The sequence below is a fragment of the Frankia sp. Hr75.2 genome, from assembly GCF_949319125.1.
Lineage (GTDB): Bacteria > Actinomycetota > Actinomycetes > Frankiales > Frankiaceae > Parafrankia > Parafrankia soli.
On record NZ_CASGGV010000222.1, the window covers coordinates 75,332 to 91,220 of the forward strand.

General features: G+C 67.6%; 12 protein-coding genes. 8 read left to right on the forward strand and 4 right to left on the reverse strand.

What is annotated here, in order from left to right:
* Window positions 1-268: 268 nt before the first annotated feature.
* The 4 genes from AC559T_RS16060 to AC559T_RS16075 all read right to left on the reverse strand — a co-directional run bounded on the left by AC559T_RS16060 (window position 269) and on the right by AC559T_RS16075 (window position 4,210).
* Window positions 269-1,483, reverse strand: a complete 1,215-nt coding sequence (locus AC559T_RS16060) for an MraY family glycosyltransferase (RefSeq protein ID WP_498869256.1) — start codon at window positions 1,481-1,483, stop codon at window positions 269-271.
* Between the two features lie 195 nt (window positions 1,484-1,678).
* A complete protein-coding gene (locus AC559T_RS16065; protein ID WP_498869257.1) occupies window positions 1,679-2,428 on the reverse strand; it encodes an FkbM family methyltransferase in 750 nt (249 codons plus the stop codon).
* Between the two features lie 5 nt (window positions 2,429-2,433).
* Window positions 2,434-3,693, reverse strand: a complete 1,260-nt coding sequence (locus tag AC559T_RS16070) for an O-antigen ligase family protein (RefSeq protein ID WP_498869258.1) — start codon at window positions 3,691-3,693, stop codon at window positions 2,434-2,436.
* 205 nt (window positions 3,694-3,898) lie between these two features.
* On the reverse strand, window positions 3,899-4,210 hold the full coding sequence (locus tag AC559T_RS16075; protein WP_498869259.1) for a hypothetical protein: 312 nt from the start codon (window positions 4,208-4,210) through the stop codon (window positions 3,899-3,901).
* 667 nt (window positions 4,211-4,877) lie between these two features.
* On the opposite strand from AC559T_RS16075, the gene AC559T_RS16080 reads away from it, so the two are divergent.
* The 8 genes from AC559T_RS16080 to AC559T_RS16115 all read left to right on the forward strand — a co-directional run bounded on the left by AC559T_RS16080 (window position 4,878) and on the right by AC559T_RS16115 (window position 15,783).
* Window positions 4,878-5,531 (forward strand): class I SAM-dependent methyltransferase, encoded by a 654-nt coding sequence (locus tag AC559T_RS16080; RefSeq protein WP_498869260.1) that lies wholly within the window; start codon window positions 4,878-4,880, stop codon window positions 5,529-5,531.
* Between the two features lie 2 nt (window positions 5,532-5,533).
* A complete protein-coding gene (locus AC559T_RS16085; RefSeq protein ID WP_498869261.1) occupies window positions 5,534-6,829 on the forward strand; it encodes an oligosaccharide flippase family protein in 1,296 nt (431 codons plus the stop codon).
* A 422-nt stretch (window positions 6,830-7,251) separates the two neighbouring features.
* Complete coding sequence (locus AC559T_RS16090) at window positions 7,252-8,451, forward strand: glycosyltransferase (protein ID WP_498869262.1); 1,200 nt, start codon at window positions 7,252-7,254, stop codon at window positions 8,449-8,451.
* Entirely contained in the window at window positions 8,448-9,719 is a 1,272-nt protein-coding gene (locus AC559T_RS16095; protein ID WP_498869263.1) for a glycosyltransferase, read from the forward strand. Before AC559T_RS16090 ends, AC559T_RS16095 begins: the two co-directional genes overlap by 4 nt.
* Window positions 9,709-10,425, forward strand: a complete 717-nt coding sequence (locus tag AC559T_RS16100; protein ID WP_498869264.1) for a class I SAM-dependent methyltransferase — start codon at window positions 9,709-9,711, stop codon at window positions 10,423-10,425. Before AC559T_RS16095 ends, AC559T_RS16100 begins: the two co-directional genes overlap by 11 nt.
* A 334-nt stretch (window positions 10,426-10,759) precedes the next feature.
* Window positions 10,760-13,135, forward strand: a complete 2,376-nt coding sequence (locus AC559T_RS16105; protein WP_498869265.1) for a bi-domain-containing oxidoreductase — start codon at window positions 10,760-10,762, stop codon at window positions 13,133-13,135.
* Window positions 13,132-14,310: a non-hydrolyzing UDP-N-acetylglucosamine 2-epimerase gene (gene wecB / locus AC559T_RS16110; RefSeq protein ID WP_112106873.1), complete on the forward strand. Its 1,179-nt coding sequence runs from the start codon at window positions 13,132-13,134 to the stop codon at window positions 14,308-14,310. The genes AC559T_RS16105 and wecB overlap by 4 nt, the downstream gene beginning before the upstream one ends.
* Window positions 14,311-14,364: 54 nt before the next feature.
* On the forward strand, window positions 14,365-15,783 hold the full coding sequence (locus AC559T_RS16115; protein ID WP_498869266.1) for a nucleotide sugar dehydrogenase: 1,419 nt from the start codon (window positions 14,365-14,367) through the stop codon (window positions 15,781-15,783).
* Window positions 15,784-15,889: the final 106 nt, after the last annotated feature.

Sequence of the window (15,889 nt, forward strand, 5' to 3'; positions counted from 1 at the left end):
CCCGTCTGTGCGTGGCCGGGGCCGCCGCGTACGGTCGGAGAATCGACGGGTGCGGCCCGGGACGGCACGATGATGCGGCGCGGAATTCTGAAGGAGTCACGTGGCACTACGTCAACCTCTCACCGTTCCGACGGCCTGGGCGAAATCGCTCCGTAGCAATTCTGATCGTATTCCTGTCGTGACCGTGAATCGGAGAGGCCGCTTGCGTGTCGCCCCTTGGTGATCTGGTGCGGCGTTTCCGCCGGCGATAAGATCCGGAATCTTGTTTTCAGGTCGGTCGGGCGCTCTGGGCGGGCTCGGTGGAATCGGTGCTGAGCCGAGGATCGTCCGTCTGCCGCTGATGTGGCAGAACGAGTCCGCCCGTACCGTTCTCCGGCGGTGTGACGTCTACCGGTGTGGTATGGGCGAGCGTGATAGACGTGGTCTTGGCGAGCACTGGATCCGCCGCCCGTCCGATGCGGGCGCGCGAGCGGGTGAACCCGACGATTCGAGGCGCGTTCGAGTAACCCACGATCAGCGCCAGCAGCGCGAGGTCGGCCGCGACGCGGACACCTGTGCCGCCCCGTGCGGCGAGGAGCCCGAGGCCCGACATCACCGTGACGAGGCAGGCGACCGTCACCGTAACCCGGGTGTGCGTCCATCCGACATCGGTGAGCTGCTGGTAAATGTGAGTCCGATGGGGGAGATACCAGCGCTCCCCTCGCCGGACCCGGCGGATGAGGGTGATGCCGGTATCGGTCAGGTAGAGCAGCAGCGGCGCCACCGCCGCGTCCGGAGGGAGGCCCGATACGACGCCCTGCAGCGCGAGTACGGCAAGGCAGGCCCCCAGGGTGTAGCTGCCGACGTCGCCGAGAAAAATGCGCGCCCGGGGGAAGTTGAAAGGACCGAACCCGATCGCGGCGCCGGTGATGACCGCCCCGCCCGCGACCAAAGAGGGCATGTCGTGCATACGGCCGACGACACTGAAGGCCAGGCCGGCGATCGCGGCCTGTGCGGCCGAAATGCCGTTGATCCCGTCCATGAAGTTGAAGGCATTGACGAAACCCGTCACCCACAGCGGGCCGACCAGCGCCGCGACCAGCAGGAGCGGTGCCGGTGGGTCGGCGTCGAGGGTCACGCTGATCAGGAGCACGGTGGAGACCGCAAGGCTGGCGAGCACCTGCAACGCCAGCCGGCGCAGGGGGGTGATGCCACCCACGTCGCCGCCGATGTCCTCGGCGAGGCCGATGAGGCCGAACAGAGTCACCCCGACGGTCATCGGGAGCAGGTCGGGTGCGTTGGCTCGGCCGCTGGTGACCACGAGGACCAGGACGCCGGCGAACAGGCCGAGAGCGACCGCGACCCCGCCACCGCGCGGCGTCGGCACCTGATGTGAGGAACGTTCGTTGACGTCGTCAATGGCGGCCAGACGTCGCATGGCGACGAGCACGGCCGGCGTGGCCGCGAGGGTTACCAGCAACGCCGCCGCTCCCGCTCCGACCATGTCGCTCCCTCGGGGCTTGGCCCGTGACGACCCGGCCGGCGCGTGACGCCGGCGAAGACAGGTCGCTCACAGGTGGGTCTGGCTCTCCAGCGGCTCGGTAGATCCGCTGTGCGTGTCTGAATGTAGTGCATCAACTACTGTCGGTTGCAAGAATCGAGTGTGGGTGTCTGGCTGGCGCGGCGGGCCAGGACCGATTCACGGAGATCGGGTGCTGGCGGATGCCGAGCGGGCGGCAGCGGAGGGAACACAGCTGGCCTGAACGAAGGTCATGTTGAAGGCGTCGACCTTGGCCAGCCGGTAGTCGGCGGAGCGCAGCGCGCGAACCGTTCTGTCTGTCGAGAGCACAGGGTCGGGCTGGTCGAACTCGACGCACAGAACACGCGGCCGGATGCCGTCACGCAGGAGTGTCCTGATGGTCTCGTGCTCCGCCCCCTCGACATCCAGCTTGAGCAGGTCGAGGTGGTCGTGGCCGACTCGATCCATGATTGTTCGGATAGTGGCGCATTCCGCTGTGAAGTAGTCGCAGGTCCGCTGTAGGTTCTTGATCGAATGTGAGACGTGGTGCGGATCGCTCGGCGCGTAGAAGCGCAGGTGACCGGAACTGCCGGCCACGCCCACCGGCAGGTGCGTGAACCGTGGGTCGAGGTCCTGCTCGGCGGTCCACCGCACCGACTCCGGCGTAGGGTCGAGCCCCCACACCCGAGCGCCGTATCGAGTGATCAGCGCCAGGTCGAAACTGATGTCGGTCCCGACCCCCGCGCAGTAACATGCCGCGTCGACGTCGAGCACTCCGTCGGGTACCCACCAGCCGCCGTAGGTGGAACCGAGCCGGACCATCTGGAGCGAGCCGGCCCCGGGGTCCGGCCGCCAGAGTAGCGGGAACGCCCTGGACAGCACTCGGATTCGCCACCGGCGCGCGTCGAGGAGTTTCGCGGTCGTTGTCATCGGCCTCATCGCGTTTCTCCACCCCATCCAGTCAACGGTCGGCGGTCTGGCCATGATGTTCTCGCCCTGCCACGGTGGTGGCGCCGCCGCGACGTATCACGATCCGCGAGGCCCGCCATCAAGAATGTGTGTCGCCGCAGCAGGCTGAAGACCAGGACTCCGGCGCCGCCCGTCAGCACACCCTGGCCCTCCAGCATCGAGCGCACCAGTAATGTCACCAGGATCGTTCGAATGACGAAGCTGGTCGGGACGCGACGTCGGCGCCGGGGCAGCGCGCCGCGTGCGCCCGCGACGAGCAGGATCACCGCTGCGACGCATCCCAGCACTCCTGCATCCAGGGTCACGGCGAGCAGCGCGTTGTGCGGCGCCCGTGGGAATTCCCCATTGATGGGTGCGACCCGCGTGGCAAAGCCGTCGCCGAACGGCATCGCGTCAGGGACGGCGTCGAGCGCGGCCATCGCCAGGTCCGTCCGCCCCGAGGAATACGAGTCGTGGGCGACGTCGGTTCGTTCTGGCTGGCCCATGAGGCGGGTCAGCGTGAGCGGAGTCCGTCCGGACACCAAGATCGCCGTGCCGACCCCGGACAGGATCAGCGTGGTCACGAGAACCTGGCGCCAGGCGCCCGCGATGAGCGGATACACGGCGATGCTGAGGCAGAGCGCCACGAGGCCACCCCGGCCTCCGCACATGACAAGCGCTCCGATCAGCAACAGTCCCTCAGCCGGCCAGAGCAGCAGCCGCGGGCCACGTGGCCCCTGCCAGAACCAGATGAGGATCGCGATGGCGAGCTCGAAGGCCAGCGACGTCGACCGAGTAGACAGGCCGCTGACGCCCTGCCACTGCACAACCGGCGTCGTCACGACAGCGTGTCCGGCGGCTTCGGCGACCGTCGCCGCCGCGCTCAGCACGGCGGCGAGCCTGTACCCACCAAAAAAACGGAATGTCTCCCCATTGTTGGCCATCGTCTCGCCGGCGGTCGCCGCGAGCACGGTGAGAGCGGCGAAGGATGCGGTTGATCGATCCCAGTTGGCCGTCCCGGACAGGAGATACGCGAGTGCGAGCAGCATCCAACCGATGTGGGGAGATCTGATCGCCAAACCCTGGACGAGGAACAGCCGCGCCAGTACGGCGAGGAGCAGGACGGTTCGGGCGGCATCGAGGTAGTGCGGGGACACCCCCGGAAGGATGTACAGCGGGGTGAAAAAACCAAGCAACCCGGTCGTTGAGATCAGGCTCCTCGGCATTCGCCCGGCTGGCGCATCCACGGCGGCCGTCGCTGAGGTCGGCCAGCTCCGCTTGGCGTAGCCGACTTCCAGATCCAGGGCGTAGTTACTCATTGCGCCGCGCTTTGGCCCGGATGACCGCCGCGGCCGGCCGCGTGACCGCGGCCGCGGCAGTCGGCATCCTGGGGCGGGCGGCGGTGTTCATACCCTCGGCGTCCGCGATCTGTCAGATCTACCGGCGGCGTTGTCAGCACGATGCCGTGGCCGCCTGCACGATCTCGTCCGCGACCGGCCTGGGAGTGTGGACGGGATCACGTTCGGCCACCCCGCGCCGGGACCTGAACCGGTGGGCCGCGGCGGCGATACCGTCCGCGTAGCCGAGGCCGAGCGACACGCTGTTCATCACGAGGCCGCCGGTCGAGGTGGGGGAGACGTCGTCGATCGCCGCCGTGGTGCTCCCGCTCCTCGCCAGGCCGGTCAGGCCATGCCCCATCGCCGGCTCCCTCGCCGCGACCCGGCTGCCCAGGAAGCCACTCCCGCTGGTGACGAGGTCTCTCACCGCCGGATCTTCGCCAGGTCGCTGCCGCGACGGACCTGGTCGGGCACTGGGAACAGATCGGGGGCGGATGCGGTCATGTCGGCCCTCTCGGGATTACGGCCAGAGACGATCTGCTGAAGGTGATGGGTTGAGGCTGATTCGGTCGAGTGCGCGCACACGGGAGTCCTAAGAAACCGATAGATCGGTCGCGTTCTGTAGCTGAACAGTATCGGAGTGTCCTGCTCCTGTGTGGCGTTGTCAGCGCATCACGGCGTGTCGCTCGAGCGGTAGCCACTCTGCTGGCACCGCATCCGGGACAGCCGCGACCGCCTTCGGAGGCGCCGGCGCCTCCGGCCCGCACATCTCGCGTGCTGGTTCCTACGCGAGTGCCGGAATCTCGGCGTCGCCGCAGGCCACGTCCATTTGTCGTGAAGCGCCGTGATGACCGCGGTCTGTCCACCGAAACTGGCGGAAGAGGTAGCGGTCGAGGGGATGGCCCGGGCGTCGATCCGACACGCACCTTTCCTTGTTCCGTAAACCGACTGCGCGCACAGACACTGGCGTGAAGCGCTCGTTCACAGACTGAGTGGTGGGCGGGCCGTTCGACCGGGCGGCGAGGACGACCGAAGAACTCGCGCCCTTCGGGCTTCGTCGGCGGCTGAGCCGACGGTGATCTCTGGGAGACCTCGTGACTGTGGGAACCGTGTGGCCTGTCCGTCTCAACTTGGGATCCGGCCCCAAGACCGTGCCGGGTTGGACCAGTATCGACCGATCCCCGACGATCCTTCTCGAGCGTCTGGGTGGCGCCAGAAAGCTGCTGTTTCGCGCCGGAATCATCGAATCGTCCCATCTGAACACGTGGCCGCGGGAGGTCGTCCGTCGCGACATACGGCGCCCCCTACCGTACGAACCGGCCGAGGTGGACGCCATATATTCCTCGCACGCACTTGAGCATCTGTATCTCACGGAGGCCGAAGCCGTGCTGGCGGAATGCTTCCGTGTACTGCGCTCCGGCGGCACGATCCGGCTGGCGCTTCCTGACGCCCAGGCGTTCGCGGAGCAGCTTCTGTCCGCGCCGTTCTCGGGTGCCAACGGGCGCATCTTCAACGAGCGCCTGCATTCACACCCCGACAGTCCGCCTGGCTTCCTGCAGTGGCTGCGGCGGAGAGCGGGGTCATCAATGCACCGGTGGCAGCCGACGGAGAGTCTGCTCCGGGAGCTGTTGACTTCAGCAGGATTCATTGACGTGCAGCGTCGGCAATTCCAGACAGGTGAATTCCCGGATCTGACGCTGATCGAGCATCGGAAGGACAGTCTCATTGTAGAGGCGACGAAGCCATAGCGATGACTCGCGCGGAAATTTCCCTTGCGCTGGCACCCGCCGTCACCAGAGCGGACAGGGTGCGGCGCTCGCCGGTTGCTCGGATATACTCCGCCACGCTGGTCACTCAGGTTCTGGGGCTTGCCCTGACGACGATCGTCGCCCGTCTTCTGGCGCCGGACGAGTTCGCCTTGTTGACCGAGCTCGTAATTTACAGCAGTGTCATCCCCTCCCTGTTCTCCTGCGGTATTTCCGACGCGCTTGTCACCACCCGGGGTTTCGACCACGAGGATGTGGTCAATATCTACAGCTCCGGTGTGATACCAGTGGCCGTGCTGGCCCTCGTCGCAGGCGCCGTCACCTGGATCGTGGCAACGATCCTGCCGGACGGAGACAGAATAACCGTCACGATCCTGAGCCTGTCGGTCGTCGTCTCCTTCCTCTCCTCCTGGATAATGAGCCTCGAGCAGCGACTAGAGTGCTTCGGGGACTATAATCGGCAACTGATATGGACAAATGTCATTCCGCTCGCTCTCATGCTGCCCCTGGTGCTGCGGCCGGAATGGTGCAGTGTCGCTTTCTTTCTGGCGGCACGGTTCGTGGGGAACACGACGGTCCTGGCGCAAAGGTTCTATTTCCGTCGAAACTTCCTCCATCCTGTCCGGCGCGCTGACCGCGGCATGATCCGAAGCATCACAGTCCGTGGCCTGCGCTTTCACGCCACGGCGCTGTTGAACGTGTTCTCCGGACGCCTCGATCAGGTCATGGCAACCGCGTTCCTTTCTTCCTCGGGTCTGGCCACCTACGGCGCGGTACTCCCGATGTCGGTGGCCATGAAGAGCCTGGGCAACGCGGTAAGTACCGTCGGCCTCGTCCGAGTGAGCTCTGTTGATGCCCAGGAAGCGAAGGCGAGCAGCTTTTCCCGTCAGCTGCGCCTGAGTATTGTCGCATCGTTCGTCATGGCGCTTCCGATCTGTCTCCTGATGCCGGTGCTGTTTCCGCTCCTTCTGGGGCCGAGATATGTCGACGTTGGAAAGACCGTGATACTTGTCATCGTCGGCGGTACCTTGTTCTCGTTGGTCGACATCGAGATCCGGCTGCTTCGTGGCCTGCTTATTGTCTGGCCGGGCGTCGCCGCCCGAGTAGCCACGATCGGCAGTGTACTTCTCCTCGCGCCCACGGTAATGCGGGACCATGGGGCCGTTGGCGCCGGTGCAGTCAGTGTGGCGACTGCTGTCGTGACCCTTGTCGTCCTGGCGGTTGGAATCCGATTCGCCGTGGCGCGGAATCTTACGGCGAGCGCACAGGGGCTGGATTGAAACCCTGCACCGTGGTCGGAACCTCGAACGGTTCGGCGAATCCGGGCGGACATGCGGCTTCACCCGTGCAGGCGCCCGCCCGCTCGGGACCGCTGCACCCGGAATTCCGCCCCGGCCACCCCGGCCGCCGACAAAATATCTCAATTGGTCGCGAAATCCTGGCTGGAGTAGCGGCGGCGCAGGTGGTCTCTGCTCCCTTCATTCGGGAGCCGCCCGGACTGGACCCAACACGCCGAGGCGACCACTGGCGCCGGAAGGCGGGTGCGGTCACGTATCGTGCGCGTGAGTGCTCACGGAATGCGAGAACCTGGTGCGTCAGGGAGGCGCTGCCCTTGAACGGTCTCCGGCCGAACGCAGTCTCACTGAGTGCGCGACATCCATAGTTAACGATGCGTTACCAGTGAACGGAGGAAGGCTCGACCATGCGCATTGCCTTCATCGCGGACTTCAGGAGCGTAACCGCACGCTCCTGGATCGGCGGGGTAGCGGGCCTTGGCCACGAGTGCCTGATTGTATCCTCTCATCCGGTTGGTTCCGAGCCGGAAGCGGGCTTCCGCGTCGAATGCGTTCCAATCGGCCTCAGCTGGTTGACTCGGGCCTCCGGGTCACCTCGCGCGAGCACCGGTGCATCCAGGCTGCGTAGATCGAACCCCATGGTCGAATATCTCCGGGCCCATGTGGGCCCGTTCGATCTGCCGATCCAGGCCCGCAAGGGTCGTCGCCTGATCGAGGAGTTCGCTCCTGATGTGGTGCACGCATTGCGCATACCATTCGAAGGAATGTACGCCAGCTACCTCCGTCCGACCAGCCCACTCGTGCTGTCTGCCTGGGGAACCGACTTCACCTTGCACGCGGCGGGAAACCGACTGCTTGGCGGACTGACCCGAAGAGCCGTCGGAATGTCTCATGCTCTGATCGCCGACTGCCAGCGTGACGTCGAACTCGCAGGCACCTGGGGACTCGAACCAGGCCGACCCACCGGAATCTTTCCAGGCAATGGAGGCCTGGAACTTCCCTCCGATTCCGACGTGGACCGGCTGCGGGGTGAGACCCGGTCCCGCCTCGGCATCGCCGACGACACGCCCGTCGTGCTAAGTCCTCGTGGTCAGCGGGGCTGGCTTCGGGTGGACACACTGTGCCGAGCAGTTCCCGAGATCGTTCGCAGAGTTCCAGGAACGGTGACCGTTCTGGTCGACTCATCGGGCGACAGGCGGATCACCACGCTGGTGGACGAGCTGAAGATCGGTGAGTTCTGCAGGCTTCTCCCTCGGCAGTCCCCGGGCCAGATGGCCGGACTGTTCGCTGCGGCGGATCTCGCCGTGTCGCCCAGCTTTCACGACGGAACTCCAAACACACTGCTGGAGTGCATGGCAACCGGTTGTTTCCCGGTGGCCTCAAACATAGCTCCGGTTCGTGAGTGGATTGATCACGGGGTGAACGGGCTGCTTTTCGACCCTGCGGACCCGAGGGAACTCGGCGCGCTGGTGGTCGAGGCGCTGACCGGAGAGAAAATACGAGAACATGCCAGGAGTATCAACCGAGATCTTGTTGCCGAACGGGCCGAGCGGAGGGCAACGCTGGCACGCGTAGACGAATTCTACCGAAAGGTCGGCGTCCTGTGAGCGCAGACGATCCCCCGGGGCAGTCCGAACGCCACCCGAAGGTCGCGGTCATCGCTTCGTACCTTCCGAACTACCGTGCGGCGCTGTATCGCGAGCTGCTGGCCAGGACGGGGCCCACATACCATCTGTTCGGCGACACCAGGATCCCGATCCCCGGATACACCTCCATCGTGCTTGAGCGGGGCCACCGGATCCGCACGCGCTCGTTTGGCCCGGTGCACTGGCAACACGGTCTCGTTGCCGATGCGCTACGTCGGGTGCGAGCGGCTCGGAGGGGAACCGAGCATGACTTCGACCTGCTGGTCATGACCGGGGACTGGACTTATCTGTCCACCTGGCTCATCGCCGCATTGTCCCGGCTGGGAGGTCCCCCGGTCCTGCTCTGGACCCATGGTTGGCGGCGGCGAGAGTCCGGTGCACGACTGCACGTACGCCTGGCGTTCTACCGTCTGGCGGCAGGACTGCTGCTTTACGGTGAGCACGGCCGCAGACTGGCGATGGAACACGGTCTAGATCCCCACCGGCTTCATGTGATCTACAACAGCCTTGATCTGGACAGGCAGTTGGCCGCCGCCGCAGACACCGACGACGAGTCGAGTTCACGGTTCGTGTCAGATCTGTTTGCGAACCCGGAGCTGCCGCTGGTCCTGTCCTGCTTCAGGATCACCCGGGAGCGCGCGGTCGACGAGGCAATCGCCGCGCTGGCGCTGCTACAGGGTTCAGGACGTGGGGTGAACTACCTGGTGATCGGAGACGGTCCGGACCTTCCGCGGCTCCAGAGCATCGCAAAGTCCTATCCCGAAGTTCAGGTGGTCTTCTACGGCGCTTGCTACGACGAAGGTGTCATCGCCGCGGCCCATCGGCGTGCCGTCGTCACGCTGGCGCCCCGGAAGATCGGACTGTCGGCGTTGCAGAGCCTGGCGTACGGCGTTCCGGTCGTAACGTGCTCTGGAATTGAACATCATACTCCGGAGTTCGAGATCCTGGAGGACATGGTTTCTGCCCGCATCTTTCCTGTGGGTGATATCCCGGCCATGGCGGAGTCGGTCCTCTACTGGATCGACAACCCACGGCGGGACGGGTGTGTCGAGGATCTGAGGAAGAGGCTGTTCGCCTCCTATAATCCACGGCGCCAGGCGGATCTGATCGACAAGGCCGTCGTCGGGACACTGGAGCACGTTCATATGGCTGCACCTGGACCGAACCTCTTCCGCGGGCAGCGTCCCGAGTCTCTGGACCGGTTGGAGGAGATGCCCCGTGAGTGTTGACCACAACATCTACAGAAATGGAACGTACCGGGCGAGAAATCCGGACTGGCATGACGGGGACGGGGCATGGAAGGCGCTCCAGATCGGACATCTCCTGCGCCGGAACGGAATCGATCCGAAGTCGGTCTGCGATGTCGGATGTGGCACCGGAAGGGTGCTCGCCGAGTTGGCGGTCCAGTTTCCCGCCGCCGAGCGCCTGGTCGGCACGGACACCTCTGACGAGGTTCTCGACGCTGCTCGCGGACTGTCGCCCAGGGAGATCGAATTCGTTAACACCGAGAAGCTGGACCAGGTCGAGCATTTCGACCTCGTCCTGATGGTCGACCTGTTCGAGCACATTGAGGACTACCTCGGTTTCCTGAGGTCGTTCCGCGGGCGTGCGGACAGATTTGTTTTCCATATCCCGCTCGATCTGTCGGCTCAGGCTCTGCTCCGCGTCGAACCGATACTGCATGCCCGGCGTCACGTTGGCCACCTTCATTACTTCTGCCGGGAGACGGCGCTCGCGACGCTGGATGACGCTGGCTACCGGGTCCTCGACGAGAGATATACTCCTGGTGCGCTTGAGCTCGACCGACCGGGTAGGAGACGCGCAGTGGCGCGGATACCCCGGAAGGCCGCCTTCCGGCTGTCGCCACACCTGACCGCCCGCGTTCTCGGTGGATTCTCCCTACTCGTCCTGTGCGACGGCGGTGAGATGCAGTGATGTCTCTTCTGCAAGAGGTCACCTGCGATTCCCCAGCCTTCGTCGTGGCTGAGGTGTGTCCAGCTTCTGGCGCGTCGTCACGCGCGTGACCTGTATCGCCGCGCTGGTCACGCTCCTTGCGCCGCTCCGCTCATGTTGTTGCTCCAACCTGGTCATTCCGTCGCCTCTGTACGGGTGGCTCCGGTGCGACGCGGGCGAGAGCGGTACGGAAATCCGCAGCTGAATGTAATGGATCAACTACAGTCGGTTGCATGATACGAGTGCGAGTGTCGGGTCTGGCGCGGAGCCACGGATCTTCGGTGCGGCACGCGCCCGCGATGGGCCGGGTTTTCCGGTGAAGCAGGTGGTCCAGGTCGCCGGCGGTGGGGATGTCCGGGTCGTCGAGACCCCGATCCCCTCGATCGGGGCGACGGAGGTGCTGGTGGAGACGGCCGCGACGATCGTCTCCGCTGGTACTGAGCGGGCGGTCACGGCTCTTGCCCGGTCCGGGCTGCTCGCCAAGGCGAGGGCCCGTCCTGACCTTGTCCGTCGGGTGACCGAGAAGGCCAGGACGGACGGCATCGGGGAGGCGCTCCGCTCGGTTCGCGACCGGCTCGCCGCCGAAATGCCCCTCGGTTACAGCGGCGCCGGCCGGGCCGTCCGTGTCGGTTCCGCGGTCGACACCATCCGGCCCGGTGACCTGGTGGCCACCGGAGGCGCGGGATGGGCGAACCATGCCGAGTTCCAGGCGGTGCCCGGCCTGCTGTGCGCGCGGGTGCCGGAAGGGGTCCCCGCGGCTGACGCGGCCTTCGCGACCATCGCCGCCATCGCGCTGCACGGGCTGCGTCTGGCGGAGGTCGGTCCGGGAGCGAAGGTGGTCGTCGTCGGGCTTGGCCTCGTCGGTCAGCTCGCCGCCCGCATCGCGCTGGCCAGCGGATGTGACGTGGCGGGAGTAGATCTCGCGGAGCTGCCGTTGACCACCGCCGCCGGGACCGGTGTGCGTGCGCTGCGCGAGTCCGGCGACGCGACCACGGCCGCGGTGCGGGAATGGAGCCGGGGGCGAGGGGCGGACGCGGTGCTGATCTGCACGGCGGGCCGGTCCGGCGACCCGGTGATGCGGGCGACGGAGTTCGCCCGCGACAGGGCGCAGCTCGTCGTCGTCGGGGATGTGCCACTGGGCCTGGCACGCGCGCCGTTCTACGAGAAGGAGCTCGCCCTTCGCTTCGCGCGGTCGTATGGTCCCGGCCGGTACGAGCGGGGCTACGAGGAGTGGGGAGTGGACTACCCGGCGGGCCAGGTCCGCTGGACGGAAGGCCGCAACCAGGAGGCGGTGCTCGACCTGCTCGCCGCCGGCCGGCTGTCCGTGGCGGATCTGGTCACCCATGCCTTCCCGCTCGAGCAGGCCGCGACCGCCTACGACCTGGTGTCGACCCGGCGAGAGCCCTACCTGGCCATCCGGTTCGACTACCCGCGCCGCGCCGAGCCGGTGGAGGTCGCGTCGCGGGCGGCGGGGACCGCACCGACCGACGAGAGCGGTCCGGGGGAGGCGCGGCCAGCCGGACAGCGCGCGAGTCGGACGGCGCGTCGGTTCGGTGCGCCCGGTGGGCGCCGCGGTAGCCGCGTCGGTTGGATCGGCGCCGGGAACTTCTCCGGCTCGGTGTTGCTGCCGGCCTTCCGGGACGCCGGTTTCGATCACTTCGTCAGGGTCGCGTCGGCGAGCGGCCGGTCGGCTCGTGCCTTCGCCGACCGGCACGGGTTCCAGGGAACCGCAACCGGGGTCGACCAGTTGCTCGACGACGATGACATCGATGTCGTGGTGATCGCCACGCCGCATTCGACGCATGCCCGGCTGGCGGCCGCGGCGCTGGAACGGGGCCGGCACGTGTGGTGCGAGAAGCCGCTGGCTCTCGACCTGGCCGACCTGGAGATGGTTGAGCAGGCGGCAGCCGTCGGCGGCGGCGTTCTGATGGTGGGTCTCAACCGCAGGTTCTCCCCGGCGGTCGTCGAGGCTCGGCGACGCCTGGCCGAGCGGGATGGCCCGCTGGGTCTGGTCTACCGCGTCGCGGCCGGCCCGGTACCCCCGGACCACTGGTACGGCGACCGGCGCGAGGGCGGCCGTCTGCTGGGCGAGGTCTGCCACTTCGTCGACACCTGCGCGACGCTGGCGGGCAGCCGGGTCGAGGTGGCGACGGCGCTGCCCGGCCGCGGTGGTGAGGCGCTGCTGGCCGAGGACCTGGCCGTGACGTTGCGGCACCTCGACGGCAGCCTGTCGACCATCGCGTACAGCTCCGCCCGTCCCCGGGCCTGCCGGAAGGAGATGATCGAGGCTCTCGCCGGTCGTCGTCACCTGCGCATCGACGACTTCAGGGAGCTGGTGGTCGACGGCGATTCGGGATGGAAGGGCGCGCAGGACAAGGGACACCGGGCGGCGGCCGGCGCGTTCCTGCGGATGTGCCGCGGCGGCGCGACCGAGGTGACGGCCGAACTGATCGCATCGTCGCGGGCGACGCTCGCCGCCGCCGCGAGCCTCGGCACCGGCCTTCCGCACTCGGTGGAGCCGGCGGCCACCGACCCGGTGGACGCGGTCGGCATACCGGCGGCGCGGACGGCGGGGCCGGGAAACGCGCCGCCCGCCCGGCCGGCCGCTCCGACCCGGACCGGCGACGCGGTCGGCGGTGTGGTCGGCGGTGTGGTCGGCGGCGTTGCGCGCGATCGGACGGCGACACCGTGACCGCGGCCGGCCTGCACGCCGTCGTCATCGCCGGCGCCCGGCCGAACTTCATCAAGGTGAAGCCCGTTCTCGACGCGCTGGCGGCCGATGGCGCCCGAACCAGTTTCGTGCACACGGGGCAGCATTACGACGAGACGATGAGCGGGGTCTTCTTCGCCGATCTGGGGCTCCGGCGGCCCGACCACCACCTGGAGGCGGGATCCGGGTCGCACGCGGTGCAGACCGCGGCCGTGATGACCGCGTTCGAGCCGCTGCTGGCGCGCCTGTCACCCGATGTCGTCATCGTCGTCGGCGACGTGAACTCGACGCTGGCGTGCGCGCTCGTCGCGGCGAAGGCGAACATCCCGGTCGCGCACGTCGAGGCCGGCCTGCGCAGTGGTGACCGGGCGATGCCCGAGGAGATCAACCGGATCGTCACCGATCGGGTGTCGGACCTGTTGTTCGCCCCCAGCCCCGAGGGCGTCGAGCATCTCCTCGCCGAGGGCGCGCGACCGGAGTCGGTGCACCTCGTGGGCAATGTCATGGTCGACACGCTGCTCGCCTGCCGGGAGCGGGCCCGCTCCCGCCCTGTGCTCGCCGATCTGGGCCTGACCTCCGGGGAGTACGGCCTGGTGACACTGCATCGGCCGAGCAACGTCGACGACCCGGCGGTACTCGACGGGCTGCTCACGGCACTGGGCGAGATCGCGCGCCGCTGTCCGCTGGTGTTCCCTGTTCACCCGCGTACCGCCAGCCGCCTGGCCGGGCGGCTACCGGACGGGGTTCGGGCGCTCGGGCCGGCGGGCTACCTGGACTGCGTCGCGCTTCAGATGGGCGCGCGACTGGTGCTCACCGATTCTGGTGGTGTCCAGGAGGAGTCCACGGTGCTGGGCGTTCCGTGTCTGACCCTGCGGGAGGGCACCGAGCGGCCGATCACGGTCGCCGAAGGGACGAACCGGGTGGTGGGCTGTTCTCCAGCGGCGATCATCGCGGGCGCGTTCGAGGTGCTCGAGCGGCCGCCATCGCCGCGTTGTCCCGATTTGTGGGACGGACACGCGGGCCGGCGGATCTCCGCGGTGCTCGGGCGGACCCTCGGACGCCGGGCTCGTCATGGCAGCGGAGTCCGCCCGCGTGGGCAGGCGGCGGCCGCGTCCGACCTCCTGCTGGCAGCACCGATAGCCGATCGCGGAGCGTGACACACCGTAATCGCGTTGCGTAGCTGACAGTGTTTAATGAGTAACAATAGGTTCATGACTTCTTCGGGAAAGCTGGTGGTGGTCGGCCAGGGGTACGTAGGTCTTCCCGTGGCGATGCGTGCGGTCGAGGTCGGCTGGCGGGTGGTCGGCGTCGACGTCGACGCCGCGCGGGTCAAGCGGCTGGTCGCCGGCGAGTCGTACGTCGAGGACGTCTCGCGGGACCGGCTCGCCGCGGCACTCGACTCCGGGCGGTATGAGCCGACGGCCGACTTCGCGGCGGCCGCGGGGTTCGAGGTCGCGGTCGTCACCGTCCCCACCCCGCTGCGGGAGGGCGCGCCCGATCTGGGCTACGTCGTCGAGGCGGCCCGCAGCCTGGCGCCGCTGGTGACACCGGGGGCGACGGTGGTGCTGGAGTCGACCACCTATCCGGGGACGACCGAGGAACTGTTCGGGCCGTTGCTGGAGGAGGGATCCGGGCTCACCGCCGGAGACGACTTCCGGCTCGGCTACTCCCCGGAGCGTATCGACCCGGGAAACCCGACCTGGCGGCTGGAGAACACGCCGAAGGTCGTCTCCGGTGTCAACGACGCCTCGCTCGAGGCGGTCCGGGCCTTCTACGACTCGCTGGTGGACCGTACCGTGTCGGTCGCCTCGACGAGGACGGCCGAGCTCACCAAGCTGCTGGAGAACACCTTCCGGCACGTCAACATCGCCCTGGTCAACGAGCTCGCGATGTTCGCGCACGAATTGGGGGTGGATGTGTGGGAGGCGATCGACGCCGCCTCCACCAAACCGTTCGGGTTCATGCCGTTCCGGCCCGGCCCCGGCGCCGGTGGCCATTGCCTGCCCATCGACCCGTCGTATCTGTCCTGGCGGGTGCGGCGACGGCTCGGCCGCAGCTTCCGGTTCGTCGAACTGGCCAACGACATCAATGACCACATGCCGGACCATGTGGTCCGTCGTGTGATCGACATGCTCAACCGGCGCGGACGCTCGGTGAGCGGCAGCCGCATCCTTCTGCTCGGACTGGCCTACAAGAGGAACACCGGTGACTCCCGTGAGTCGCCGGCCGCGCGAGTGGCCGCGCTGCTGGCCGATCTCGGCGCCGGGGTCTTCGCGGCCGATCCGCACGTCGACCCCGCGCAGGCGCCGGGACGGGTCGCACTGGTGGACGCCGACGCGGCGCAGATCGCGGCGGCCGACCTGGTGATCGTGCTGGTCGACCACGACGCGTTCTGTCGCGAGCTGGTGATGCGTCACGCCACGGCCGTCCTCGACACGCGCCGATGGCTGCCGGCCGCGTCGACTCGTGCCGCCGGTGCGCCGGCGGATCGTGAGCAGACTGGAGCGCTACCCGGCCCGGCACTCGACTCGACGGCCGACGTACCGGCGGCGGCCACCGACTCGCCGGTCAGGGTGGTCGTTCCAGCACCACGTTCCGCGCCGCGCCGCGCCCTCATCGAGTCGCTGTGAGACCCGTGAGGGGGTGACCTGCGGCTGTCGCGGGGCGCCCCGCCTGTTCGGTCGTCCCGAGGTCCCGAGTGTCGTGACTCTGTGTAGTAGAACTCTCTCTGTAGGT

What these genes read in the sequence shown, in the direction of transcription:
- AC559T_RS16115 (WP_498869266.1), top strand. Translation starts at nt 14,365, where the DNA reads ATGACTTCTTCGGGAAAGCTGGTGGTGGTCGGCCAGGGGTACGTAGGT.
- AC559T_RS16085 (WP_498869261.1), top strand. Translation starts at nt 5,534, where the DNA reads ATGACTCGCGCGGAAATTTCCCTTGCGCTGGCACCCGCCGTCACCAGA.
- AC559T_RS16065 (WP_498869257.1), bottom strand. Translation starts at nt 2,428, where the DNA reads ATGACAACGACCGCGAAACTCCTCGACGCGCGCCGGTGGCGAATCCGA.
- AC559T_RS16060 (WP_498869256.1), bottom strand. Translation starts at nt 1,483, where the DNA reads ATGGTCGGAGCGGGAGCGGCGGCGTTGCTGGTAACCCTCGCGGCCACG.
- AC559T_RS16090 (WP_498869262.1), top strand. Translation starts at nt 7,252, where the DNA reads ATGCGCATTGCCTTCATCGCGGACTTCAGGAGCGTAACCGCACGCTCC.